This window comes from Amycolatopsis sp. NPDC003676 (genome assembly GCF_053587275.1).
Genome location: NZ_JBSFNS010000042.1, coordinates 36,507 through 60,308 on the forward strand (window position 1 = coordinate 36,507; position 23,802 = coordinate 60,308).

The following is a 23,802-nucleotide window of genomic DNA, read 5'->3' on the forward strand; positions in this document are numbered from 1 at the left end:
GAGTGAGCGTCCTTCCCGATCCGGCGCTGTCTCGAGCGATCCTCATCGGCACGAGCGACTTCGAGTCCGAGCTGTTCGCGAATCTGCCGGCAGTCCACAACAATCTGACGGACCTGCGTGCGGCGCTCAGCGATCCGCAGACCGGGATTCTCAGCCGGGAACACTGCTATGTCGTCGACAATCCGGAGTCGCCGACGAGCCTGACGAGGCGCTTGCGCCGCTACTCCCGCGAAGCCGAAGATTTCCTCTTCGTCTACTACGCCGGTCACGGGATCCGGCACGAACTCCGCGACCGGCTCTATCTGACGACGCGCGAGACGGACCCCGAAGAACCGGAGACGACGGCGGTCGCCTTCGATACCTTGCGCGACGCGGTGGAGATGAGCCCCGCACAGGTCAAGCTGCTCATCCTCGACTGCTGCTACTCCGGCCTGGCGATCGGAGCGATGTCGGATTCCCTGCTGGATTCGCGGGAGATCGAGGTCCGCGGAACAACAGTGATCGCTTCCTCGCCGAAGAACGAGCGGTCGCTGTCCCCGCCCGGAGACCGCAATACCGCGTTCACCGCGGAGTTGCTCAGCTTGCTGAGCCGTTCCCGCGGGCGTCCGCTGGACGTCACCAACCTCTACGGCGCCCTTGACGCGGCTCTCGCGCGTCGCGGAATGCCCCGGCCGAAGATGCAGGCGACGGACACCAGCAGCAGCCTTCTGCTGCGCCGGGAACCGTTGGGGGCCAAGGCTCCGGCAGCGCCCGCGCCTGCCGATCCAGGTGTGCCGAAACGCGAGCTGAAACCAGCGGAAAGCGCCAGCCATCGGGGCGAGGAGGTCCCGGCAGCGAGGACAGTCCCGCGCGATGAGCCGTCTCTGGACAAGCCGCTTGTCCAGCACGCAGTGTGGCTGTGGCGGGCCGCGCTTGCTGCGCTGCAGTGGCTTGGTCTCTACCTCAGCATTGGATACACCGTTGGCGGATTGGCGACTGCTCTGGCCAGCGACGCTTCAGCCAGCACCAGACTCGGAAATCTCTTCGCCGGTTTGGTGGCGCTGGTGCTCGCCCAGACTTCGGGGTCTTTTTTGTATCGCCGCGTTTGGCGCGAGGGCCGGCGGGTCGACTTCACCGAGGCGTTCTCCTGGCTCGGCAAGCAGCCGGAAAAAGTGCGCTTGGTGTCCCTGCGGGTGCTGCTCGCGGGGTGCGTTGGGGTGGTCGCGGCCGGAATATTCTTCGATCTGTGGGTCCCAGCTCCTGAAGCAACTGCCCGCCCAGCGAATGTAGCGATTCCGACTGCTTTGTCGCTCGGAGCGGTCATGTGCCTATTCGCGCTGGTCAAGCACTACCGCAGGCGACGACACTCGCTGTGGTTTGCAAATTGCATTCGGCAAATGCCGATTTGGGGGTTCCGGGTCAGGTAGCGAGTCGGTTACCCTCGCGCCGTCTGTTCGGCCCGGGAGGGGAGCATCCGTGACGGCAGGGATCGCCGCGATCAGCGTGGACGGCTCCGCGGACGAGTTGCAGCAGTTGGTTTCCTGGCTCGGCGCCGAGGACGAACTCGCCGGCCGGGTGCGGCTCGCCGGGCCGGGAAGCGACGTCGTCGTGATGGTGAGCAGCCGGTCGGCGGGCACGTTCTGCCGGTCGCTCTTCGGCTGGTTGCGCGGGCAGCGCGACGGGCGGCAGGTGTCGCTCACGGTGAAGCGTTCCGGGGCCGTCGAGGAGCTGGACGTCGATTGCGGCGGCGGGCACGACGTCGACGAGGTGCTCGCCAGCGTGCGGAGTTTCCTCGACCAAGACTGATCGGCCGGCGCGAAAAAAGGGCCCGCACGGTGCGCACCGTGCGGGCCCTCCTTTGCGGGCGGATCAGCCGTTGTTGTGGATCCCGCCCGGCGGGAAGATCCCGCCGCCGGTGCTCGACGTCGTCGAGCCGCCGCTGCCGTCGTCGGCCTTGATCGTCAGCATGATCGTCTGATTCGGGCTGATCTGGGTTCCGGCAGGCGGATTCTGCTTCACCACGGTGTTCGGCTGGCCGCTGCCGCTGTGCGTGGTCTGCGTCTGGATGCTGCCCGACCAGCCCACGCTCTGCAGCTTCTGCGTCGCCTGGTCCTGGGTCATCCCGGTCAGGTCCGGCATCTGGATCTGCTGCGGGCCGGACGACACGGTCAGCTTCACCGTGCTGTTCGAGGGCAGGTAGCCGCCGTTGGGCTGCTGGTCGATGACCTGGTCCTTCGGCTTGTCCGAGGCCTGGTCGCTGCGCTGGACCTGGAAACCGGCGTTCTCGATCGTCTGCTTCGCCGTCGCGTAGTCCTGGCCGACCGTGTTCGGCACCTTCTTCTGCGACAGGCCCGATCCGACGACGATGTCCACCGGCGTGCCCTCGGTGGCCGAGGAGTTCGCGGTCGGGTTCTGCGACACGACCTTGCCGACGTCGTTCGGGTTGTCGACGGGCTTCGACGTCGTGTTGCCCAGCTTCAGCTTGGCCTGCTCGAGCGCCGCCTTCGCGTCGTCCGGCGACTTGCCCTGCAGGTCCGGCACCGTCGCGCTGCCCGGCTTCTGGCCGACGGTGAGGGTGATCGTGGTCGTGGTCGGCACCGACGCGCCGACCTGCGGGTCGATCGCGATGACCTTGTCGATCTGGTCCTCGGTGCAGGTCTGGCCGCCGGGGTTGCTCGCCTCGGGGCCGCACACCACGTACTTGGTCGGCCCGAACGACGAGAAGCCCGCCTGCTGCAGCTGCGACTTCGCCGTCTGCACCGGCGTGTTGACCACCGGCGGGATCTGCGCGTTCTCGGGCTTGGCGCGGAACGATCCGCTCAGCCAGAAGATCAGCAGCACCACGCCCGCCACGAGCAGCGCGGCGATCACCCCGAAGATGATCCGGCGCCGGCGCTTGGCCCGCGGGTCCTCTTCCGGTTCGTCGGCGTACTCGTCGTAGGCCTGCGGCTGGCGCCGGTCGGCGTTCATCACCTGGGTGCGCTCGTCGTCCGACATCACCATCGGGGCCGACGGACGCTGCCCGGACAGCGTCCGGACCAGGTCCGAGCGCATCTCGGCGGCCGACTGGTACCGGTTCGCCGGACCCTTGGCCAGCGCCTTCAGCACGACCGCGTCCAGTTCCGGCGACACCGCCGGGTTCACCGACGACGGCGGATTCGGGTCCTCCCGCACGTGCTGGTACGCCACCGCGACCGGGGAATCGCCGGTGAACGGCGGCTCGCCGGTGATCAGTTCGTACAGCACACAGCCCGCGGCGTAGACGTCCGAGCGGGCGTCCACGGACTCGCCGCGCGCCTGCTCCGGCGAGAGGTACTGGGCGGTGCCGATGACGGCCGCGGTCTGCGTCATCGCCGACTGGCCGTCGTGCATGGCGCGCGCGATGCCGAAGTCCATCACCTTGACGGCGCCGTTCTTCGTGATCATCACGTTCGCCGGCTTCACGTCGCGGTGCACGATGCCGTGCCGGTGCGAGAAGTCGAGCGCGGCGCAGACGTCGGCCATGACCTCCATCGCGCGCTTCTGCGACAGCGGGCCCTCGGTCTTGACGATGTCGCGCAGCGTCCGGCCTTCGACGTACTCCATCACGATGTACGGCAGCGGCCCGACGTCGGTGTTCGCCTCGCCGGTGTCGTACACGGCGACGATCGCGGGATGGTTCAGCGCGGCGGCGTTCTGCGCCTCGCGCCGGAACCGCTCCTGGAACTGCGGATCACGGGCGAGGTCCGCGCGCAGGACCTTGATCGCGACCTCCCGGCCCAGCCGCACGTCGTGCCCGTGGTGGACCTCGGACATACCGCCGTACCCGAGCGTGTCGCCCAGCTCGTACCGATTGGAGAGCAGTCTGGGTGTCGTCATCGCTTCGTGCCGTTCCATTCCGTCCAAGGTGTGGTCATCATGCCTTGCAGGCCCTGGGCCTCGCTCGTTCCGGCCGGGGTGGCTGAGGTCGGTCCGCTCCCGCTGTCCACGCTTCGCGGCGGTCCGCCGTTGCCGGCCGACACCACTCTCGCGATCAGGAACGCCACGGCCACCAGGACCACGACGACGACCACCGCGAGCAGCACCCACCAGCCCCATTGGTTCCGCTTCGGCGGCGGAACCGGCTGTACCGGCGGACCCGGCGGAGCCGACAGCGGCCGGAACGCCGGATTGGAGCTAGGCCCGATCGGCGCGCCGGTACCCGCCTGCGGCACTGCGGGCGGAACCGGCGGCACTGGTGGTTGCCCCGCCGCGTAGGCGGCGTTCACCAGGCCGAGCGGGGTGGGCAGCGGGCGGCCGGCCCGGACCGCGGCGACCGCGCCGGCGAACTCGCCGCCGCTCGCGTACCGCTGCCGGGGGTCCTTCACGAGCGTCGCCTCGATGACCGCGCGCGCACCCGGCGGGACGTCCGGCGGCAGCGGCGGCGGGACGTCGCGGATGTGCATCATCGCGACCGTCACCGCGTTCTCGGACAGGAACGGCCGGTGCCCGGCGAGGCATTCGTACCCGCACACGGCGAGCGAGTAGACGTCGCTGGCCGGTTCCGCGTCCTGGCCGAGTGCCTGTTCCGGCGCGATGTAGTGCGCCGTGCCCATGACCATGCCGGAACGGGTGACCGGGGCGGCGTCGGCGGCCTTGGCCACGCCGAAGTCGGTGATCTTCACCTTGCCCGCGGGGGTGACCAGGATGTTGCCCGGCTTCACGTCGCGGTGCACCAAACCCTGCTCGTGCGCGGCCTGCAGCGCGGTTCCGGCCTGCTCAAGCAGATCGAGCGTGTAGTCCGCGGTGAGCCGCCCGTGCTTGGCGAGGATGCCCGCCAGCGGATCGCCCTCCACGTACTCCATCACGAGGTACGCGATGGACAAATCCTCGTTGACCGTCTCGCCGTAGTCGTGCACTGCGGCGATTCCGGCGTGGTTGAGCGACGCGGTCATCCGCGCTTCGGTACGGAACCGGTGCAGGAATTCGGCGTCGCCGGACAGTTCGGCCTTCAGCACCTTCACCGCGACGATCCGGTCGAGCCGGGTGTCGCTCGCCTGCCAGACCTCGCCCATCCCGCCGACGGCGATCCGGTTCGTCAGCTTGTAGCGCTCGGCCAGCAGCTGACCCGAGGACAGCATCGGCTATCCACCCCCGAGCCGGGCGGCGATGGCGGCGCGGCCGATCTCGGCGGCCACCGTGCCGCCGGTAGCGGCGAGACCGCGGTTGCCGCCGTTCTCGACGATGACCGACACGGCGATCTGCGGGTTGTCCGACGGCGCGAACGCGGTGTACCACGCGTGCGGCGCGGTGTTCTTCGAGTCGGCGCCGTGCTCGGCGGTACCGGTCTTCGACGCGATCTTCAGCGCGTCGTTCTTGCCGCCGCCCTTGGTGAAGGACTCCGACGCGATCATCATGTCGGTGAGGATCTTGTCGTTCTCCGGCGACAGCGCGGGCTTGCCGGTGAGCTGCTCCGGGTCGACGTTCTCGACCGTCGACAGGTCCGGGGCCAGGATCGACTGGATCAGCTGCGGCTTCATCGCGTACCCGTTGTTCGCGACGGTCGCCGAGAGCAGGCAGTCCTGCAGCGGGGTGAGCCGGACGTCGCGCTGGCCGATGCCGCTCTGGTAGAGCGCGCCCGGCGAGTCGAGCGGGCCGACGGTCGAGCCGACGACCCGCATCGGCACGGTCAGGTCGTTCTGCCCGATGCCGAAGTTGGCCGCGGCCGCCTTCATCTTGTCCGCGCCGAGCTGGCCGGCGAACGTCGCGAACGGCACGTTGCACGAGTGCGCCAGCGCGTCCTTGAACGTGTTGCCCGGGCAGGTCTCGCCGCCGTAGTTCTCCAGCGTCGTGTTCGTGCCCGGCAGCTGGACGTTCGGCGCGGTGCTGACCTGGGTGTCCGGGCCGATCCCGCTCTCCAGCGCCGCGCTGGCGGTAACAATCTTGAAGGTCGACCCCGGCGGGTAGTTCTCCGAGATCGCCCGATTCAGCATCGGGTTGTTCTTGTCCTTGGAGTAGGCGTCCCACGCCTTGTTCTGGTCGGTGCCGTGCGTCGCCAGCTGGTTCGGGTCGTACGACGGGGTCGACACCATCGCGAGGATGCGGCCGGTCTTCGGCTCCATCGCGACCACCGCGCCGGTGTAGCCGCGCTGCGTCATCAGGTCGTAGGCGGCCTTCTGCACCTTCGGGTCGATGGTGAGCTTCACGTTGCCGCCGCGCGGATCGCGGCCGGTGACCATGTCCGACAGGCGGCGCACGAACAGTCGCGGGTCCGACCCGTTCAGCACGTCGTCCTCGGCGCGCTCGAGCCCGCCCGCGCCGTAGTTGATCGAGTAGTACCCGGTGACCGGGGCGTACATCGGGCCGTCGGCGTAGGTGCGGAAGAACTTGAACTTGTCCGTCGAGGGCTTCACGCCGGCGAGGACGGTGCCGTCCGGCGTCACGATCTGGCCGCGCTGGCGGGAGTACTCGTCGTAGAGCACCCGCTGGTTGCGCGGGTCGGTGCGGTACGTGTCGGCCTTGATGACCTGGACGTAGGTGTCGTTGGCCAGCAGCAGCACGATCATCGCGAGCATCGCCATGCCGACCTTGCGCAGGGGGGCGTTCACGCGGTCCTCCCGTTCGGGTCGCCTTCGGCTGGCGGACGCCGCACCATCACGGTGTGCGCTTCGGCGATCGGAGCCTGCGGCTGCTGCGGCTTCGGCCGGGTGGCCGGCCTGCGCGCCGCGTCCGAAATGCGCAGCATCAGGGCGACCAGGATGTAGTTCGCCAGCAGCGAAGAGCCGCCGTAGGACAGGAACGGCGCGGTGACGCCGGTTTCCGGGATGAGCGCGGTGACGCCGCCGACGACCACGAAGATCTGGATCACGATGGTGAAGGCGAGCCCGCCGCCGAGCAGCTTTCCGAACGTGTCGCGTACGGCCAGCGCGCTGCGCATGCCGCGCATCGCGAGCAGCACGTACAGCATCAGCACCGCGGCCAGCCCGATGAAGCCGAGCTCCTCGCCGATCGCGGCGGTGATGAAGTCGGTGCTCGCGGCGGGCGGGATGTCCGGGCGGCCCGCGCCGAGCCCGGTGCCGCCGACGCCGCCGGTGCCGAGCCCGAACAGGCCCTGCGCGAGCTGGTAGCTGCCGCCCAGCACGTCGTAGCGCGGGCCGGTGGGGTTGAGCCAGTTCTCCACGCGCTGCTGGACGTGGCCGAACAGGTTGTAGGCGATGATGCAGCCGCCGACGAAGAACGTCAGCCCGACGACGACCCAGATCGCGCGCTCGGTCGCGACGTAGAGCATCACCAGGATGATGCTGAAGTACAGCAGCGACGTGCCGAGGTCCTTCTCGAACACCAGCACGCCGATGGCCGCGGCGGCGGCGATCAGGATCGGGCCGAGGTCACGCGCGCGCGGCAGCTCCACGCCGAGGAACTTCTTGCCCGCCACCATGAACAAATCGCGTTTGGACACCAGGAACGAGGCGAAGAAGATCATCAGCAGGATCTTCGCGAACTCGCCCGGCTGGATCGAGAAGAACGGCAGCTTCAGCCACACCTTCGCACCGCCCGCCTCGGACAGGCTGGCGGGCAGCACCGCGGGCAGCGCGAGCGCGCCGAGCCCGACCAGTCCGGCGATGTAGCTGTAGCGGGTCAGCGTGCGGTGGTCGTTGACCACCACCAGCACGATCACGAACAGCACCAGCGAAACCGCGGTGAACAGCAGCTGCTTGGTGATCTCCGGCGAGTACTCCTTGCCGCGCTGCAACGCCGATTCGGCCTTCGCCAGGTCGAGCCGGTGAATCATCACCAGCCCGATTCCGTTCAGCAGCGCGACGCACGGCAGCAGCACCGGATCGGCGTACGGAGCCCACCGGCGCACAGCGAGGTGCGTCGTGGCGAGCACGCCGAGATAAGCGAGTCCCACCCACAGGATCGAGAGCGTCAGCTCCTGCTCCTGGTTGGCTTCGACGATGACCAGCGCCAGGGTGACGATGCCCGCCGCGAACGCCAGCAACGCGAGCTCCGTGCCCCTGCGCTTGGGGAGGTCTCGCGGCGGATTGGTGGCGAACTGGGCGGACGTCGGGTCGGCCAACGGCTGGCCCATCAGTTACCGCCCCCCGTCGGCGGCGTACCCGCCGTCGAGCAGTCCCTCCCCGCAGGCTGGTTCGCCGACGAAGGCGTGCCGCCGGGCGGCGCCACGCTGGACGAGGGCGCACCCGACTGCGGGACGCCCGTGGAAGAGGTCGGCTTGCAGTCCGACAGCTTCTTCTTGAGACGCAGGAAATCGTCGATGTACTTGCGCGCGTCGTCGAGGCTTTCGCGCTTCACGCCGTTCTGCACGGCGATCCGCGCGTCCTCCTGCAACGCGGAGACGCGAAGCTTGTCGGTGCACAGCTGGCCCGGCGGGCACGAGCCCTGCTCGAGCGAGTGCAGGTCGATGCCGAGGACGCTGCCCGGGACGCCGCGATAGATCACGACCTCCTGATCGGGGCCCTCTCCGACGTAGTACTGGCTGAGCACGAAGTATCGAGTCGCGATCGCGGCGGCGCCCAGCACGATCAGCACCACGACCGCCCCGACGAGCCAGCGGAACCGTTTCCGCCGTTTCGCCTTCGGGTCTTCGGGTGGAGCCTGCTGCTCCGGTCGCGGCTGCGGCGGCGGCTGGGTCAGCGCGCGCGCCCTGGCCGCGGGGGAGTCGCCCTGATGCATCTCGTCGCTGCCGTCGCCCGCGGCTCCGCCCACGATCGGGGCGTCGTCGCCGAAATCGACGTCGACCACGTCGGCGATGATGACGGTCACGTTGTCCGTGCCGCCGCCCTTGAGGGCCAGCTCGATCATCCGGTCGGCGCAATCCTGCGGATCCGGGATCTGCACGGCCTCGGCGAGCGTCTCGTCGCTGACCATTCCGGACAAACCGTCGGAGCAAATCAGGTACCGGTCACCGGGACGCGCCTCGCGCACGGTGAGGCTCGGTTCGACCTCGTGTCCGGTGAGCGCCTTGAGCAGCAGCGACCGCTGCGGGTGCACCGCCGCCTCTTCCGGCGTGATGCGGCCCTGTTCGAGCAGTTCGTTGACGAAGCTGTCGTCCCGGGTGATCTGGGCGAACTGGCCGCCGCGCATCAGATACGCGCGCGAGTCGCCCACGTGGACCAGACCAAGTCTGCTTCCCGCGAACAAGACGGCGGTGAGCGTGGTGCCCATGCCGTCGAGATCAGGGTCCTGGGACACCAGTTCGGCGATCGCCGCGTTGCCGTTCTGGACGGCTTCGCGGAGCTGGGCGAGGAGGTCGTCTCCCGGCTCGTCGTCGTCGAGCGGGGCGAGCGAGGCGATGACGACCTTGCTGGCCACCTCACCTGCGGCGTGCCCGCCCATGCCGTCGGCGAGCGCGAGGAGACGCGGGCCGGCGTACACGGAGTCCTGGTTGTTGGAACGCACCAGGCCCCGGTCGCTGCGGGCCGCGTAGCGGAGGACGAGAGTCATGGGCGAAGCTCGATCACCGTCTTGCCGATCCGGATGGGGACTCCGAGCGGGACCCGGAGGGGTGCAGTGACCTTAGCCCGGTCGAGGTAGGTCCCGTTCGTCGAGCCCAGATCTTCCACGTACCAGTCCTCCCCGCGCAGCGCGATCCGGGCGTGCCGGGTCGATGCGTAGTCGTCGTCGAGCACCAGCGTCGAGTCGTCGGCCCGGCCGATGAGGATCGGCCGGCCGTCGAGCGCGATGCGAGTGCCCGCGAGGGCCCCGTGTGTGACGAGCAGTTGCTGCGGGGCCTTGCTGCCCCGCGGCTTCTTCTCTTTGTTGCGGCGGAAGGACGGCACCTGGACCCGCAGGCCCGAAGCGGCGTAGAGGTCCGAGCGCACGACTCGGAGCGCGGCGAACACGAAGAGCCAGAGCAGCACGAGAAAGCCCACTCTGGTGAGTTGAACGACCAGCTCTGGCACTTGTTGTGTCCGCTCCCGCCTGTGCCTGCAAGCCGCGGCGCCACGCGCGCCGCGGATCCCCCCGCACGACAATTCTGCGGGAACCCTGTGGACGGTCTGCGATCAGCCCTGGGTTCGGAACACCAGGGACGAATGGCCCACCCTGATCACGTCGCCGTCGGCCAGCTGCCAGGTCTGCACCGGAGTGCCGTTGACCGTGGACCCGTTGGTCGAACCGATGTCGGCGAGCGTCGCGCTCTGGCCGTCCCAGGTGATCTCCAGGTGCCGCCGGGAGACGCCGGTGTCCGGGAGCCGGAAGTCGGCGTCCTGGCCGCGGCCGACCACGTTCGCGCCCTGCTTCAGCGAGTAGGTGCGGTTGGAGCCGTCGTCCAGCTGGAGGCTCGCCTGCAGCTGCCGTCCGGGCACCGGGGCGCCCTGCTGCGCGTACGGGTCCTGGCCGTAAGCCGCCTGCGGCTGGCCGCCGTACTGGTCGTACCCGCCCTGCTGGCCGTAACCCTGGTCATAGCCCTGCGCGGGGGGCTGGCCGCCGTAGCCCTGGTCGTACCCCTGCTGCGGCTGCCCGTAGCCCTGGTCGTACCCGCCCTGCGGAGCCTGGCCGCCGTAACCCTGGTCGTAGCCCTGCGCCGGAGGCTGGCCGCCGTAACCCTGGTCATAACCCTGCTGCGGCTGCCCGCCGTAGCCCTGGTCGTAACCGGGCTGCTGGCCCTGGCCGCCGTACTGGTCGTAGCCCTGCGCGGGGGGCTGGCCGCCGTAGCCTTGGTCGTAGCCCTGCTGCGGCTGACCGCCATAACCCTGGTCGTACCCGGGCTGCTGGCCACCCTGCTGTCCGTAGCCGTACTGGCCCTGCTGGCCGTACGGGTCACCCTGGTCGTATTGGCCGTAGCCGGGGGGCTGGCTCATTGGTGGGTCTCCTGCGTTGCTGGGTCGTGCCGACCGTGACGGCCCTTCCCCCGCAGTGTCGCGGGCGTCGGGATCGACGGACGAACGGGTCTTGAACTGTCCAGTATGCAGCGCCTCGTTGCGCTCGAGTGATACGACGACGTCACCATAGGTGTCCCAGCCCTGTGCGGCGAGGTGTTCCGCCACCGCCCTCGCGAGAACCCCGGTGACCCGCTGCTCATCGCCGGCCATGCGATCGTGGTCAGCCGCCCCCAAAGACACGATGTAGTGATTCGGGGCGAGCTGCCGACCGCCTGCCAGCTCACGAACGTTCTCCTCGCCTTCCCTCTCGAGCGCAACCGCCACTTCCTGCGTGACGACGTTGCCGCCGAACATGCGCGCGAAAGTATTCCCCACCAGGTTCTCGAGACGCCTGTCAAAGCGCTCAACGCGACCCACCGGGGACAACCTCCTCACACGTGTGCTTCCGCATCGATCCTATCCGGGGGAGGAAGGGTTGGGCATGCCCCCGGTGAAACCCGTCAGAAGGCCCTGCTAAGCTTTGCTGGCTGCCTCAAGGAAGCAACTCGGGCGAGTGGCGGAATGGCAGACGCGCACGGTTCAGGTCCGTGTGTCCGAAAGGACGTGAGGGTTCAACTCCCTCCTCGCCCACCATGGTCAGAGCCCCAGCCGCTAGCGCGACTGGGGCTCTTTCCGTTTGTCGGTCGTTCTTTTGCCCGGGGGCCGAGCCCCCGGACCCCCGCGGCGCCTTCGGTGCGGTTGGTCGGTGGGTTGGTGCGGTATCGGCTTGGCTCGGGTGGTGGAGTTCGGGCCTGCTGGTCTGTGTGTGGGGGTGGTCCAGGACACATTTTGCGTTTCCTGGGGTGGGTGGTTGGTGCGGGAATTCCCGGTTGCGGGTTGCAGTGTGTTGTAGCGTCGGAGTGGTTTGGCGATCACTGACAGCTACCACATCTCGGGCCTGGGGAGGACTTGATGGGGTTTACGACCGTTCCGGAAGCGCTTCGTGCGGCTGACCGGGCTGGGCGGGCGGCGGTTGGGGAGATTCGCGGCGCGGATTGCGGCACGCCGGTCCACGAAGTGTCGGCGGCGTTGCCTGGGGCCAAGGCCAGCAGCGCGGCGGCGACATTCGTTGAATTCTGGACGGCCACCTTGGCGTCGTGGTGCCGAGACGCCGACGAGCACGCCGCGGCGCTGGGCACGGCGGCCGACACCTGACGCGAGCACGAGCGACCTCGGCCCGCTCAGCACAAGCTATGACCACGGCGGCTATCTCGACTCGAAGTCGACAAGTCTCTATAACATGGCTGCGATCACCACTGGCCACAACGACCTCGCGGTCAACTACCAAGGTCCGCAAGACCATAGTCCGCCAGACGTACGTCCCATTCCTCCTGGAGTCCCCGCCACGCCTCCGACGACGCCGCCACCACCTGTCGCGTCGCCTCCCGGCGCGACTCCCACGCCGCCCCCGCCGTCGCGTTAAGGAGTCCTGTGCCGATGCGATCATCATCGCCGCGCTCCGGAGTATCCGCGAGCGTCGAGTTCCGTGCCGGACGCAGGGCTTGTCGCGATGGCTGCCAGAGAGGTCATGTGCCCTGGCGCGTGGGCGCTGTCATCGCGGGCCTCACGGCCCTGCTCCTCAGCAGTTGCGGCAAGCCTGCCGACCCCTTCACTCCAGGAGCGGACGTGAACACAGACCAGAATTCCGTCTTCGCCAAACTCATGAAGCTGCCCGACATCGATCAGGCGGCCGCGCAGTACCAGCGGATGGCCGACGAACTCCAGACCGCGCTCGGCGATCAGATACCCGCCCTCAAGCACTGGACTCTGACGAACGAACAGATCCGCGCGGCGTGCGGCAATGACTACCCGGGCATCGGATCGGCGGGTGAGGATCTCAGCCTCGAGAACCGCGTGGTGCCGGTCAAACTGTCTGATGCCGACTATGAGCGTGCGCTCGGCATCGTGGGAGCTGTCGCGACGAAGTACGGCTTCACCTCTCAACCGCAGCGCATGCACGACGCGCCGGGATCTCACGACGCGTTCTTCCACAACCAGGCCGACGCCAGCTCCATCCAGTTCGGCACTGACAAACAGACCCTCATCGGGATCACGGTCGGCTGCCATCTCACCGCGTCGACCAAGAAACTCGGCCACCTTCCCCCGAAACCGAGCTACTGACCGCAGTTCTGCGGCGATATTCTGTGCTTCGGCCGGATATCGTGGTGGCGATGACGAACCCTTATATCTCCGCGCCGTCTCCCGGTCGCTGGTTTCCTCCGGCCTTGGTCGGGAAGATCCGTGTCACCACCATGCGCTGGGGTTCCGCGAGTGCGGGAATCGGCTTGCTCATGGTTATCGCGGTGCCTATTTTCGGGTACCGCCTTCCTACTTCCTATGACGTGACCACCGGGATGACGGTCGTCTTGGGGATTCTCGCCGCGGGTTGCTTGATGCTTTCCGGGGTCGGTCTGATGATCGCGCGTTCCTATCTGACGGGAGGGTTCCTCAGACACCGGAAGGAGTACACCGTACTGGGAGTCCAGGTGGGGACAGCTGTTACGGGATGGCTGGTGACGATCGGATTCGTTCTCTGGTACGTCATTTCCGTGACGACCTCGGGCGGCTACTCCGGAGTGGGGCAGTTGCACTTCACCGTGCCCATCGTGCTTTATCTGTGCATCCCCGTCATCGCGGCGCTCATCAACTCGGTCAACTTGATCATTGCGTTTTCTCTGTTCTTTCCCTCGCCTCGCAGGCTTAGCGGGTACTGATGGGCCAGGAGCTGGAAGCCCGGGTCGAGCAGTACTTCGAGGGCGGCTCTTCTTGAAGTTTTCGCGCAGCTTGCCTGGCCCGTTGTGGGGCATTGGGAATTCGTGACGGTTCCCACGAGGAAGACCGTGGCAGTGCCCAGCGGGCAGGCGTACGAAGTCAGGGCTGTCGCGCCGGTCGTGGTGCGGCAGGGGGACGCGCAGTGGAGTCCTTCGCCTGCTTGTTTGTATCGGGAAGACGGCTCGATGTTGCTGCTGACGCCCCGGTGAATCGGTAAGCTGGCGGTCACTCGGGGTGAGGGGTGGACTGGTGCACAACGAAGTCGGGTCGGTCGGCGGCGGTTCTCTCGTGCAGGCGCAGTACATCGGCACGATCAATCAGCAACTGCCCGGACCCGAGCGAGTGGTGCCGCACGAAACGCCGCGGGCGTTGCGGCGGTTGGTCGGGCGGGACGACCAGATCAAGGCTTGTCTCGAAGATCGGCGCGCGTCGCTCGTGGTGTTCGACGGATTGACCGGGGTCGGCCGGCGGGCGTTGGCGCGGTATGTCGCTGAGCAGGTGAAAGACCGTTATCCGGGCGGGGCCTATTACACGGACTACGCGACGCACACGGTCGACGGGGAGACGGTGATTTCGGCGGCACTTCGCTCGTTGCTGCGCCGCGACGGGGTTCGTGACGAGGTCATGCCCGCCGAGCCTGGGCTGGCGAGTTTGTGGCGGAGCCGGTCGTCCGGGGCGGCCGCGGTGATGTTGCTGGAGAACGTCACGGAGGCCGAGCAGTTTCTGCAGTTGATGCCTGGCGGGCAGGATTGGCTGGTGCTCGTCGCGGGGCGGGTGGAGTCGCCGATCGAGGTCAACGAGGTCGGCGGCAAGACGGTCGAGGTCACTCCGCTCGACGAAGCGCAGTCCGCCCAGTTGTTTCGTGAGCTGAGCGGGCTGGACGGCGATGATTCGCTGCTGGCGGAGATCCTCGGCTACTGCGGCGGATTGCCGTTGGCCCTCCGGAACGCCGCGACGCTCGTCGTGGTCGGGCGGTGTCCTTCGTTGCCGGAGCTGGCGGCCCGGTTGCGGCGTTCGCGCGACGAGTTGATGCGGACCGACCGGGGGCCGAAGAAGGGGGAGCCGGTGTTTGAAGCGACGTATCAGGAAGCGACGGAACCGGCGCGGCGGGCGTATCGGCTGCTTGGCGCGTATCCGGCGATCGAGTTCACCGCGCCGGTTTTCCACCTGCTGCTCGGGCTCGACGAGGCCGCCGCGGGAGACATCCTCGCAGAGTTGGTTCTGCTGAAGGTGCTTCAGGAAGACCACGGCCGGTACTCCATGCATCCGCTCGTCCACGACCATGCGGCGTCCCTTTCCGCTTTGGGCGACGAGGAGACGCACGAGGCGCTCGCCCGGGTGGTGCGAGGGTTCCGCAATGTCGCGTACTACGCGGACGCGGCGATGATCGGGGCCAGGTACCGGGTCGCGGGCGTTCCGGAGATTCCGGATCCCTTCACCGGCGATCGGCGGGCCAGCGGGCTGGCGTGGTTCGAGGAGAACCGGCGCGCGTTGCACGAACTGCTGCCGGTGGCCAGGGAAATCGGCCTGGTCGACGAAATTTGGCAGATCACCGAATCGCTCGCGGCCTACTACTTCGATCGCAAGCGGTACGCCGATTCGCTCAGCAGTCTCCGGCACGGCATCAAGGCCGCGGAAGAGGCTGGGAATCGGGTGGCGGAGGCGCGGTTGCGCAGTCTGGCCTCGCGTCCGCTGACGGATCTCGAGCAGTTCGAGCAAGCTGGGGAGTTCGTGGCACGCTCGATCGAGCTGGCGGATCAGGACGGACACCTGGTGCTGCGCGCGTCGGTGCGGGAGTTCGCTGGCCGGTACCACGATGTGGCTGGCCAGGCGGAACAGGCGCAGCTGCGGTACCGGGAGTCGATCGAGCTCAATCATGCTGCTGGGGAATCGCGTGGTGAGGCGTTGAGCCGGATGTTCCTCGGGCAGTCGCTCGGCGATGCGGAGGGGCTGCGCGAACTGGAAGCCGCGCATCGGACGTTCGACGAGCTTGGCGACGGGCGGTTGGCTGCGCGTGCCTTGCTGATTACCGGGCAGGTGCGGGTGCGTACTGGTGCGCCGGGCGGGATCGATGCGTTGACCACTGCGGCGGAGGCGTTCGAGGCGAGCGGGGCGACGTTTTACGAAGCCCAGGCTCGGGAAGCCTTGCACGCGGCGCTGGTCGAGGAGAGTCCGGAGGCGGCGCGTAGCCACCTGGAGCGGGCGATTCGGCTGTATCGAGAGCTGGGCAGTCCGCGGGCCGACAAGCTGGAGTCAGAAAACGACGGTGGTCTCGACGGAGCCGAGTCGCAGGGATAGCGGACGGTCGCTTTCCCGGCCGGTGGCCAGACATGCATGTAGGGCTGATGCCAGTGCGGCGACGTCGGCCGCGCCGGTCACGGTGAATGTGTTGCCGTCTCGGGTTCGGGCAACGCATCCGCCCGGGGTGGCGGCCGCGGCCAGTGTGCAGGCGGGGTGGAGTCGCAATGCGTTGGCGCACCAGGCTTCTGGTGCTGAACGCAGTGCGGTTCTGGTGAGCACAGTGGCGTTGCCGATGCGGCCGAGGTTGTCGTCGCTTTCGTCGGCTACCACGTGTCTCAGCTTGGTCTCGGCTCGTGCGAAGTCTGGTCTCCATTCTTCTACCGAGCGGGGGAATCGATGCAGGGTAAGGGAATTCGAGTCGGTGAACTCCGGGTAAGCGGTGAATGCGCGCGGAACGGACGGGCGCGGTTCCGGATCCGGTGCCCGCAGGAGTTCGAGGGGGCGGGGTTCCAGGCCCGCCAGGCGGAGTACGAGCGCGTGCAGTTCCGCGGTCGCGCCGTGCGGGCTGGCGAAGGTGCGCTCGGCGAGATCTTGTTGCCACGGCTGGGTTTTCGCCGCTTCGATCTGGTCTCGGAGGGGGCGATCCCAGGTGAGCCGAGCGGCGTGCTGACCGAGTAGTTCGGCGCTGGTGCCGGGGACGACCTCGTTGCCGAACGCACCGAGCAGCAACGGGCGTCCGGTCGCGGCGGCCAGCAGGGAGACCGAACCGTGGTCGCCGATGACGACATCCGCGGCGACGATCGCGGCCTGCCATCCGCGTTCCGGCGGGAGGAGCAACAGCCCGGCGTCCTCGGCGGCGGCGAACCACGAACGGATCTGGAAGGGCCGGTAGCGCGACCAGACGTTGGGGTGCAGTACGAGGCCGACGGCTGCGGAGTCGTAGTCGAGGGCGGCCAGCAGTTCGGCGGGAAGCCTTGGGCGGCGGCCGATCAGCGAGGTCTTTCCCCAGGTGGAGCTGACCAGCACGAACTTCCGGCCGGTCACGCCGAGGGCGGCGCGGTAGTGGTCGCGGTGCGGTTCGCTTCGGAGAAGCTGCTCGAACTGTGGATCGCCGATGAGCACGGTCTGCCCATCGGTCAGCGGCTCGGCGTCTTGCAGTTGCTTTTGCTGGTTCGGATGGGAGAGCGCCATCAGCACCCGTCCGGACCGCAGCGCGGCCGACGGGATCAGCCCGGAAAGCCGCGTGCCGGCGGAACCGGAGTCGGGAACGTACTTGTGGAATCCGACGCCGTGCGGAAGGACGAGCACTGGGCCGGAGACGTGGTCGAAATCAATGTTTTCGCTGGCCGTGATCGCGAGTGTGTAATTGAGCTTTGGGACATTTTCCCAGGGGGTGCAATGCGCTTCCGCTCGGGCGAGCAACTCCTCGACACCCGCGCTGAAGCGGGACCCGCGGTCGGCGGTGAAGGTGAAGCGAATACGCTGATCATCCTGGAAGAGGCGGCAGACCTCGAGCAGCTTGATCGCTGAAGTCCAGGTGCGCACGACTCCCAGCACGAGGACCGGGTCGAAAGTCCGCCACCTGCTTTGCTGCTTTGCTGCTTTGCTGCTTTGCTGCTTTGCTGCTTTGCTGCTTTGCTGCTTTGCTGCTTTGCTGCTCAATTCAATTCTACCAAATCCGTCCTGGAATTCCTGGTCAGAACCTTACCTGGCCCTGATCGTGGTGAAGGGCTGGACACGGACGGTGACGTTTCCGGTAGCCTGAGCCGGGACCGGCTGGGCGGGGGACACGGTGAGCGACGGCAACTATTTCGACGGCGAGGCGGACAAGGTCTTCCAGGCGCGCAACGTCTACGGCGACGTGCATTTCCACGGGCCGGAGCAGCCCACGGCGCCGGCGTTGCAGGTCCAGGCACCGCCGACGCATTACCGGAACAACGAGCCGCAGCTTGATCTGCTGACTGAGATCCATGACGAAGCGCTGGACAAGGTCGCGATCGCGATCGTGCGGGGTGCGCCGGGCAGCGGGCGGACGACTCTGTGCGAAACCTGGCTGCATCAGCATCAGGACCGGTTCGACCGGTTCTACGAGGTGCGCGTCGGCCATCGGGCGGGCGCGGACGTGCTGGCCGAACTGCTGTCCAAGCTGGGGTACGGCCCGGACGAGATGCAGGCGAGTCTCGAGGGGCGCTCGGCGATGTGGCAATCGCAGACCGCCGGGTTCAAGGTCGCGTTGCTGGTCGACGATGCGTTGAGCGCGGCCGAGGTCAAGGCGCTGCTGCCGACGCGTCCCGGGTCGTACGTGCTCGTGGTCGGGTCGGGGTTTGATGCGCTGCACGCCCGGCATTCCGCTCGGGAAGTCGTGCTGGAGCCGTTGGGCGACGAGGCGGCGCTGGGCATTCTGACTGAACTGGTGGGCGAGGAAAAGCTCGCCGCTGAGGAGGAGCGGCTGGAAGAACTGCTCCGGATTTGCGATGGCTCTGCCGCGGAACTCAACGTCGCGGCCATGATGCTCGCGCGTCAGGGCGCGACGGTGCAACGGCTGCTCGCGCGGATCCGGGCGAAAGGCGCCCTGGCCAGCGCGGTGTTCGACGTCGCCTACGAGCTGTTGAGCGAGCAGGAACAAGCGGTGTACCGGTTCTTCGGCGCGCATCCGGGCAGCGGTGACGTCCGGCTGGAAACCGTCGCGGAGGTGCTCAGTCTCGACGAGTTCGACGCTGAGGACTCCCTGCAGAAACTGGTCTCCGCCAGGCTGATCGAAGTGATCCGAGGCCGCTATCGGATGTCCGAGCTGGCTCGGCTGCACGCCGCGACGCTGGCTGGCGAGCTTTCCGCGGCGGTGGTCGGGTACTACGCCGAGCAGGGGCTTCGGATCGCGGAACGCGCGCTGCCCACTGGCTGGCCAGCGAAGATTTGGCCGGGTTTCGCGCCGGCGTCCGAGGGGGACGCGTGGGAGTGGTTGTTCGCTGAGCAGACGAACTTGCTCGCCGCGGCGGAGGTGGCGTTGCAGGTCGGCGCGCACGCGGACGTCATCCGGCTGGCGAGGGCGTTGTGGCCGGTCTACAAGGACGGCGCGTACCCCGTTGAGCTGGCGGCGGTGAGTCAGGACGCGGTTCAGGCCGCGCAGGCCGCTGGGATGCCGCTTGCCGAGGGGCTGGTCCGGACTCAGCTCGGGTTTGCTCAGATGCAGCGGCGGGATTGGGCTTCGGCACAGGAGCAGTTCGCCGTAGTGGCCGAGCTGGCCACTACGCCGGAGGAGCATGCATCTGCGCTGGAGGCGCGTGGGCTCGCGTTCTTCGAGCCGGGGTTGATCGCGCGGCAGCAGGGACGAACGGAGGACGCGGCTTCGCTGTACCGTCAGGCGGAGGTCTTCTTTCGGGAAAGCCTTGCGCTGGCCGAGGAAATCGGTAACGACCGTCGGCTCGCGTTGATTCGGATGCATCTGGCCAAGGTCGTGTCGCCGGAGGAGGCGGCTGTCCTGCTGGCACAGGCGGAGCAGGGGCTGAAGAACGAGCCGGGCAATCTGGTGAAGGTCCGGTTGTGGCAGGGGCGGAAGCTGATCGAGGCCGGGGCGTACGAGGAAGGCGCGGCCGCGCTGGCCGAGCTCGCCACCGCGGCGGAGAAGGCCAAGCTGCAGCGGGAGCGTATCGCGGCGTTGCGGTCTCGGGCGGAGGCGGCGCTTGCTCGCGGCTACCGTGACCAGGCGAAGGCACACGCGGAGGACGCGTTGGACATTGCACAGCTGCACGGGTTTACCGCCGAGGCGACCGATCTGCTGATCTGGATCGACCAGCTCTAACTATCCATAGTGGACAGTAAGCCGGACTTCGTGTTTGCGGCCGCCCGCGGTGAACGGCAGCTGTTCCGGGAAGCCGAGGCTTAGCGAGTCGCGCGCGTACAGCAGCGACGGCACGGCTTGCGGCAGGTCGGTGCCGGTGAAGGACACGACCAAGCCGGCGCGGCTGCCGGCCAGCCAACCTGATCCGGCTGGGCAGGCGGCCCATTCGCAGCCGGGGAATTCGGCGAGAGTGAGGGCGATCCAGCGGCCCGGGTCGGGGAATTGGTCGCCCAGCACGATGTCGGCGCGGCGCAGCAGGCGTGGGTCGGGGCCGTCTACGTGGACGACTAGGTGAGCATCGGGTGTTTCGGCGGCGAATCTGGTTACTTCGTCGCCGCGGACCTGGATCCATTGCGCGCCGGGCTCGGGGCGTTGGACGCGCGGCAGCGGGAACGCGGTGAAGCCGGCTGGTTGAGCTGGGGGCGGGAGTTTGAGGGTGCGGTAGCCGAGGTCGGTCAGGAGGGCCGCGGACTCTCCGGGGACGCTGGTGGCGAGCGCGGTCGCGGCGGCCAGGTCTGCGGGCTGGGTCGCGGTGCGCAGTTGGCCGGCCAGGTTTTCGCTGGTCAGCATGGGGGTGGCACGCAGCAGGGCGGCTACCGGGGAATCCGGATCGACGGCTTCGTGTGGTGCGGCGGCAAGCAGGACTGGGGTGCCCAGGCAGGCGGAGTAGTACGTGACGGAGCCGTGGTCGCCGATGGTGACGTCGGCGGCTACTGCGGCCGGTTGCCACAGATCTTCTTCCGGAAGGACGATTACACCCGCCCGTTCGCAGTCTCGCAGCCACATTTTCAGCTGCCACGGGTAATGACCTTGGCCGATATTGGGATGCAGGGCTAGGACGACGGCGAATTCGTCCAGGGGCAATTGCCGCGCGATGCGGGCGGGGAGGTCTGGGCCGGATCCGTAAGACGAGAGGTGACCCCACGTGGACGAGATCAGCACCAGGGTTTGTTCGCCGGTGACGCCAAGGGCCTGGCGGTAGGATTCGCGCAGCTCGCGGGCGTCTCGCAGGCGGTCCAGGCAGGAATCTCCGGCGATGACGGCGTGTTCGGCGGCTTCCGGGCAGTACTGCCGCAGCCGGGTGAGCTGCTCGGGGTGGGACAGGACGTGATGTTCGGCGATCACCTCGCCGTTATGCAGCAGCCATTGCTCCGACAACCCGAAAACCGGTTTCCGGTTTCCGGTTTCCGGTTTCCGGTTTCCGGTTTCCGGTTTCCGGTTTCCGGTTTCCAAGAATTTATTATAACCCATTCCGTGCGGCAAAACCGTTAACGGCGCGCGAATCCGATGCAATTCCCCGCCGTAACTCGCCGCCAAAGCCCAGTCGAAGTCCTCCGCGACGACGTCTTCCCACGGCTCCAGCGGGATCCCGCGCGCGGCGAGGTACTCCCGCGTCCCCCGGGTGAACGCGCTCGAATCCGGGCACGTGAACACCACCTGCACCCGGGGGTCCCCGGCGAACAACGGCAGCACGTCCAGCAGCCTTGTCGCGGCGGTGACGTTGTGCACTACCGCCAGCAGCGTCCGTTCCGTGGGCACAGTGCGCCATCGGCGCGGCACAGGGAACGACGAAGGCACGGAGAGCGATCCTACCGATCGCGCTCCGTGCCGGTCGTTCGAAAAGCCTCAGAGGCTGATATTGCCTTGTACGTCACGCAACTGGACGACCTTGGCCCCTTCGGCCACCGTGCCCACGTGGTTCGTGACCCCGCCGCTGCGCGCCTCCTGGTGCACCTCGAACTCGGTGCGCAGCGCCGCGCCGAACTCCGGGTCCTGGCGGCTGACCTCGTCGAGGCGTTCGGCCAGCGCGGTCACCGTGGCCGGGTTCTCCGGGGCGGCCGCCTCCAGTTCCGCGGTCGCCTTGCTGTTGCCGGAGAACTTGCGCTTGACCAGGTCGTACAGCCCGGTCGCGGCCTTCGTGGCCAGCGCGGTGGCGACAGCGGTCAGGATCGGCTCGGGCATGCGACTCTCCTCAGGTCGACGGCCCTCCCACCGTACTCACTTCGCGTGCTCGTCGATCCAGTCGGCGATCACATCGATGCGCGACGTCGTTTCCGCGCCGGTGTGCGGGCAGTCCGGGCCGTTGTTCTCGATCGAGATCAGCTTGCCGTCGGTGAAATACGGCGCGCCGGTGTCGTAGGTGCAGGCGCTGGTGGACGCCTCCGGCGCGACGCCGTGAATGGCGACGGTCGTGCCGCCGACCGACGAGATCTTCATCGTGCCCTGCTGCAACTGCTTGGACGGCACCGGATTCTGCGCCGTCCGGCTGCCCCATCCGGCCAGCGTGACCTGCTGTCCGACGCCCGGGACCAGGTGGTTCGCGGCGAGCGGCGTGACGCCGGAGACCGGGCTGTCGAGCTTTGCCAGCGCGACGTCGTTGGGTCCCGCTTGCAGAACCTGCGTCACCTTGCGCTGGACGCCCTTTTCCTTCGTCTCGTCCACCAGGCCCAGCGACACCGTCGTCGGGTACGGCACCGGGCCGGACACCCGGTTCTTGTTGGCGTCGTGGAAACAGTGGCCGGTGGTGACGATCCACTGCGGCGCGACGAGCGCTGCCGAACAGAAGCTCGAGTACGTGCTTCCGTTCGGCAGCGGGATTCCGGTCATGCTCAGTTTCGCGGCGAAGCCGAATTGGCCCGTTGGGACATCAGAGCCGTTGGCGACGGCCAAAGCCGGGCTCGCGGTGAGGATGGGCAGGAGAACTGCTGCGGAGATCGCGGCGCGGACGCGCATTCTGTCCCTTCGTCCGGTGCCACCGGCGGGCGCCGATGAACTCGGCCTTCCACGCTAACGACACCGTCCGCGATGCGGAATTCCCTTGATGGGCGACGAAAACCGACCGATCTCGCGACTTGCCCTCACTGGGTGTGCGAGGCGATCCAGTCCTTGAGGATGTCGACGCGCGCGGTCGTCTCCGGGGTGGCGTGCGGGCAGTCCGGGCCGGTCGACTCGACCGAGATGATGCGGCCGGTGTGGTCGCCGTCGTCGACGAAGTACGGCGCGCCCGAGTCGTAGCTGCACGCGCTGGTGTCCTTCTTCGGCGCGACGCCGACGATGGTCGCGGTGGTGGCGTCCGAGCCGACGACCTGCATCTCGCCCTGCTGCAGCTTGTCCGACGGCTTCGGCGAAACCTCGGTGAGGCTGCCCCATCCGGCGAGCAGTACCTTCTGGCCGGTGGTCGGCGCGGCGGGCGAAACGGTCAGCGGCTTGATGTCGGTGACCGGCGAGTCGAGTTTGGCGATCGCGACGTCGTTGATGCCCGCCTGCTGCACCTCGGTGACGTTGCGCCGTTCGCCCTTGCCCGGCTCGTCGGTGGTCGAGCCGAGAAGCACGGAAGTCCCGTACGGCACCGGGCCGGAAACCGGCTTGCGGTTGACGTCGTGGAAACAGTGTCCGGCGGTGATGATCCATTGCGGCGCGATGAGGGAACCCGAGCATCCGCTCGAATAAGTGGTGCCGTCCGCCTTCGGGATGACGGGCATGGACAGCTTGGCCGCGAACGGATACTCGCCGGGCGCCACATCGTTGCCGTTCGCGACCGCGGACGCGGGCGCGGCCACGGCTAGCGCGGCGCCGGCGGCGAGGAAGGCAGCGGAAAGGGCAGCACGCAAACGCATGAAATATCCTCCGGAAGACGACTACTCAATGCGAACGTAGGCGTCTCCGGTTTCCCCCGAAAGGGGGATCAGCCGGGGCTGCCCGATCGGGCTTGCCCGGCTGCCCGCGTTTTCTTGAATCAGCTCACGCCGACGAGATCGACGACGAAAACCAGAGTTTCGTTCGGGGCGATCACGCCGCCCGCGCCTCGCTCGCCGTACGCCAGGTGCGGCGGGATCACCAGCTGGCGGCGGCCGCCGACCTTCATGCCCGCGACGCCCTGGTCCCAGCCGGGAATGACCTGTCCCGCGCCGACCTGGAATTCGAGCGGCGCGCCGCGGTCGTAAGAGGCGTCGAATTGCGCGCCGGTGGAGTGCGAGACACCCACGTAATGCACGCTGACGGCGTTGCCCGGCTTGGCTTCGGGGCCGTCGCCGACCGTGATGTCTTTGATCTGCAGCTCGGCGGGCGGCGGTCCGTCCGGGCGCTCGACTAGGGGCTTTTCCACGCTCATGGGGCTCACCGTACCTA

21 protein-coding genes and 1 tRNA gene are annotated in these 23,802 nt (G+C 67.9%); 9 read left to right on the forward strand and 13 right to left on the reverse strand.

Features of this window, described 5'->3' with window-relative positions; all coding sequences use genetic code 11:
- Positions 1-2: 2 nt before the first annotated feature.
- Both ACWDNU_RS24060 and ACWDNU_RS24065 read left to right on the forward strand, forming a co-directional pair.
- Positions 3-1,406 carry a caspase family protein gene (locus ACWDNU_RS24060; protein ID WP_449670542.1) on the forward strand — a complete coding sequence of 468 codons (1,404 nt, stop codon included), beginning with the start codon at positions 3-5 and terminating at the stop codon, positions 1,404-1,406.
- A 49-nt stretch (positions 1,407-1,455) separates the two neighbouring features.
- The gene (locus ACWDNU_RS24065) at positions 1,456-1,785 is read left to right on the forward strand and encodes an effector-associated constant component EACC1 (protein ID WP_344282270.1); all 330 of its coding nucleotides are present in this window, start codon (positions 1,456-1,458) and stop codon (positions 1,783-1,785) included.
- A 63-nt stretch (positions 1,786-1,848) separates the two neighbouring features.
- Here the strand turns inward: ACWDNU_RS24065 and pknB are convergent, their stop codons facing one another.
- From pknB to ACWDNU_RS24100, 7 genes are all read right to left on the reverse strand, one after another.
- Positions 1,849-3,837, reverse strand: a complete 1,989-nt coding sequence (pknB, locus tag ACWDNU_RS24070; RefSeq protein ID WP_449670543.1) for a Stk1 family PASTA domain-containing Ser/Thr kinase — start codon at positions 3,835-3,837, stop codon at positions 1,849-1,851.
- Complete coding sequence (locus ACWDNU_RS24075; RefSeq protein WP_449670544.1) at positions 3,834-5,078, reverse strand: serine/threonine-protein kinase; 1,245 nt, start codon at positions 5,076-5,078, stop codon at positions 3,834-3,836. Before ACWDNU_RS24075 ends, pknB begins: the two co-directional genes overlap by 4 nt.
- Before the next feature lie 3 nt (positions 5,079-5,081).
- Entirely contained in the window at positions 5,082-6,545 is a 1,464-nt protein-coding gene (locus ACWDNU_RS24080; protein WP_370932718.1) for a peptidoglycan D,D-transpeptidase FtsI family protein, read from the reverse strand.
- Entirely contained in the window at positions 6,542-8,029 is a 1,488-nt protein-coding gene (locus tag ACWDNU_RS24085) for an FtsW/RodA/SpoVE family cell cycle protein (RefSeq protein WP_370932717.1), read from the reverse strand. Before ACWDNU_RS24085 ends, ACWDNU_RS24080 begins: the two co-directional genes overlap by 4 nt.
- Positions 8,029-9,405: a PP2C family protein-serine/threonine phosphatase gene (locus ACWDNU_RS24090; RefSeq protein ID WP_449670545.1), complete on the reverse strand. Its 1,377-nt coding sequence runs from the start codon at positions 9,403-9,405 to the stop codon at positions 8,029-8,031. Before ACWDNU_RS24090 ends, ACWDNU_RS24085 begins: the two co-directional genes overlap by 1 nt.
- Complete coding sequence (locus ACWDNU_RS24095; RefSeq protein ID WP_037718919.1) at positions 9,402-9,863, reverse strand: FHA domain-containing protein FhaB/FipA; 462 nt, start codon at positions 9,861-9,863, stop codon at positions 9,402-9,404. The genes ACWDNU_RS24090 and ACWDNU_RS24095 overlap by 4 nt, the downstream gene beginning before the upstream one ends.
- Before the next feature lie 102 nt (positions 9,864-9,965).
- Entirely contained in the window at positions 9,966-11,201 is a 1,236-nt protein-coding gene (locus ACWDNU_RS24100) for a DUF3662 and FHA domain-containing protein (protein WP_370932715.1), read from the reverse strand.
- Between the two features lie 130 nt (positions 11,202-11,331).
- On the opposite strand from ACWDNU_RS24100, the gene ACWDNU_RS24105 reads away from it, so the two are divergent.
- The 6 genes from ACWDNU_RS24105 to ACWDNU_RS24130 all read left to right on the forward strand — a co-directional run bounded on the left by ACWDNU_RS24105 (position 11,332) and on the right by ACWDNU_RS24130 (position 15,893).
- Positions 11,332-11,417, forward strand: a tRNA-Leu gene (locus tag ACWDNU_RS24105).
- Between the two features lie 318 nt (positions 11,418-11,735).
- Positions 11,736-11,978 carry a hypothetical protein gene (locus ACWDNU_RS24110; protein WP_370932714.1) on the forward strand — a complete coding sequence of 81 codons (243 nt, stop codon included), beginning with the start codon at positions 11,736-11,738 and terminating at the stop codon, positions 11,976-11,978.
- A 387-nt stretch (positions 11,979-12,365) separates the two neighbouring features.
- On the forward strand, positions 12,366-12,944 hold the full coding sequence (locus ACWDNU_RS24115; protein WP_449670546.1) for an LppA family lipoprotein: 579 nt from the start codon (positions 12,366-12,368) through the stop codon (positions 12,942-12,944).
- Positions 12,945-12,994: 50 nt separating this feature from the next.
- The gene (locus tag ACWDNU_RS24120; RefSeq protein WP_449670547.1) at positions 12,995-13,537 is read left to right on the forward strand and encodes a hypothetical protein; all 543 of its coding nucleotides are present in this window, start codon (positions 12,995-12,997) and stop codon (positions 13,535-13,537) included.
- Positions 13,538-13,663: 126 nt separating this feature from the next.
- Positions 13,664-13,804, forward strand: coding sequence for a hypothetical protein (locus ACWDNU_RS24125; RefSeq protein ID WP_370932711.1), 141 nt, complete (start codon positions 13,664-13,666; stop codon positions 13,802-13,804).
- A 40-nt stretch (positions 13,805-13,844) separates the two neighbouring features.
- On the forward strand, positions 13,845-15,893 hold the full coding sequence (locus ACWDNU_RS24130) for a hypothetical protein (protein ID WP_449670548.1): 2,049 nt from the start codon (positions 13,845-13,847) through the stop codon (positions 15,891-15,893).
- On the opposite strand, the gene ACWDNU_RS24135 is transcribed toward ACWDNU_RS24130, so the two are convergent.
- Positions 15,849-17,498: a hypothetical protein gene (locus tag ACWDNU_RS24135; protein WP_449670549.1), complete on the reverse strand. Its 1,650-nt coding sequence runs from the start codon at positions 17,496-17,498 to the stop codon at positions 15,849-15,851. The genes ACWDNU_RS24130 and ACWDNU_RS24135 overlap by 45 nt on opposite strands.
- 130 nt (positions 17,499-17,628) lie before the next feature.
- Here ACWDNU_RS24135 and ACWDNU_RS24140 point away from each other — a divergent pair, with 130 nt between their 5' ends.
- Entirely contained in the window at positions 17,629-19,635 is a 2,007-nt protein-coding gene (locus ACWDNU_RS24140) for an NB-ARC domain-containing protein (protein ID WP_449670550.1), read from the forward strand.
- Here ACWDNU_RS24140 and ACWDNU_RS24145 read toward each other — a convergent pair whose 3' ends face one another.
- The 5 genes from ACWDNU_RS24145 to ACWDNU_RS24165 all read right to left on the reverse strand — a co-directional run bounded on the left by ACWDNU_RS24145 (position 19,636) and on the right by ACWDNU_RS24165 (position 23,785).
- Positions 19,636-21,252: a hypothetical protein gene (locus ACWDNU_RS24145; protein WP_449670551.1), complete on the reverse strand. Its 1,617-nt coding sequence runs from the start codon at positions 21,250-21,252 to the stop codon at positions 19,636-19,638.
- A 48-nt stretch (positions 21,253-21,300) separates the two neighbouring features.
- Positions 21,301-21,636, reverse strand: coding sequence for a hypothetical protein (locus ACWDNU_RS24150; RefSeq protein WP_449670552.1), 336 nt, complete (start codon positions 21,634-21,636; stop codon positions 21,301-21,303).
- Between the two features lie 36 nt (positions 21,637-21,672).
- Entirely contained in the window at positions 21,673-22,407 is a 735-nt protein-coding gene (locus ACWDNU_RS24155; RefSeq protein WP_449670553.1) for a S1 family peptidase, read from the reverse strand.
- Between the two features lie 125 nt (positions 22,408-22,532).
- Positions 22,533-23,291 (reverse strand): S1 family peptidase, encoded by a 759-nt coding sequence (locus tag ACWDNU_RS24160; protein WP_370932704.1) that lies wholly within the window; start codon positions 23,289-23,291, stop codon positions 22,533-22,535.
- Positions 23,292-23,410: 119 nt separating this feature from the next.
- Positions 23,411-23,785 (reverse strand): FKBP-type peptidyl-prolyl cis-trans isomerase, encoded by a 375-nt coding sequence (locus ACWDNU_RS24165; protein ID WP_449670554.1) that lies wholly within the window; start codon positions 23,783-23,785, stop codon positions 23,411-23,413.
- Positions 23,786-23,802 lie beyond the last annotated feature (17 nt).

Bases quoted from the DNA above. Each gene is read 5' to 3' on its own strand.
- ACWDNU_RS24090 (WP_449670545.1), bottom strand. From the start codon at position 9,405: ATGACTCTCGTCCTCCGCTACGCGGCCCGCAGCGACCGGGGCCTGGTG.
- ACWDNU_RS24085 (WP_370932717.1), bottom strand. From the start codon at position 8,029: ATGGGCCAGCCGTTGGCCGACCCGACGTCCGCCCAGTTCGCCACCAAT.
- ACWDNU_RS24110 (WP_370932714.1), top strand. From the start codon at position 11,736: ATGGGGTTTACGACCGTTCCGGAAGCGCTTCGTGCGGCTGACCGGGCT.
- ACWDNU_RS24150 (WP_449670552.1), bottom strand. From the start codon at position 21,636: ATGCCCGAGCCGATCCTGACCGCTGTCGCCACCGCGCTGGCCACGAAG.
- pknB (WP_449670543.1), bottom strand. From the start codon at position 3,837: ATGACGACACCCAGACTGCTCTCCAATCGGTACGAGCTGGGCGACACG.
- ACWDNU_RS24075 (WP_449670544.1), bottom strand. From the start codon at position 5,078: ATGCTGTCCTCGGGTCAGCTGCTGGCCGAGCGCTACAAGCTGACGAAC.
- ACWDNU_RS24155 (WP_449670553.1), bottom strand. From the start codon at position 22,407: ATGCGCGTCCGCGCCGCGATCTCCGCAGCAGTTCTCCTGCCCATCCTC.
- ACWDNU_RS24165 (WP_449670554.1), bottom strand. From the start codon at position 23,785: ATGAGCGTGGAAAAGCCCCTAGTCGAGCGCCCGGACGGACCGCCGCCC.
- ACWDNU_RS24120 (WP_449670547.1), top strand. From the start codon at position 12,995: ATGACGAACCCTTATATCTCCGCGCCGTCTCCCGGTCGCTGGTTTCCT.
- ACWDNU_RS24160 (WP_370932704.1), bottom strand. From the start codon at position 23,291: ATGCGTTTGCGTGCTGCCCTTTCCGCTGCCTTCCTCGCCGCCGGCGCC.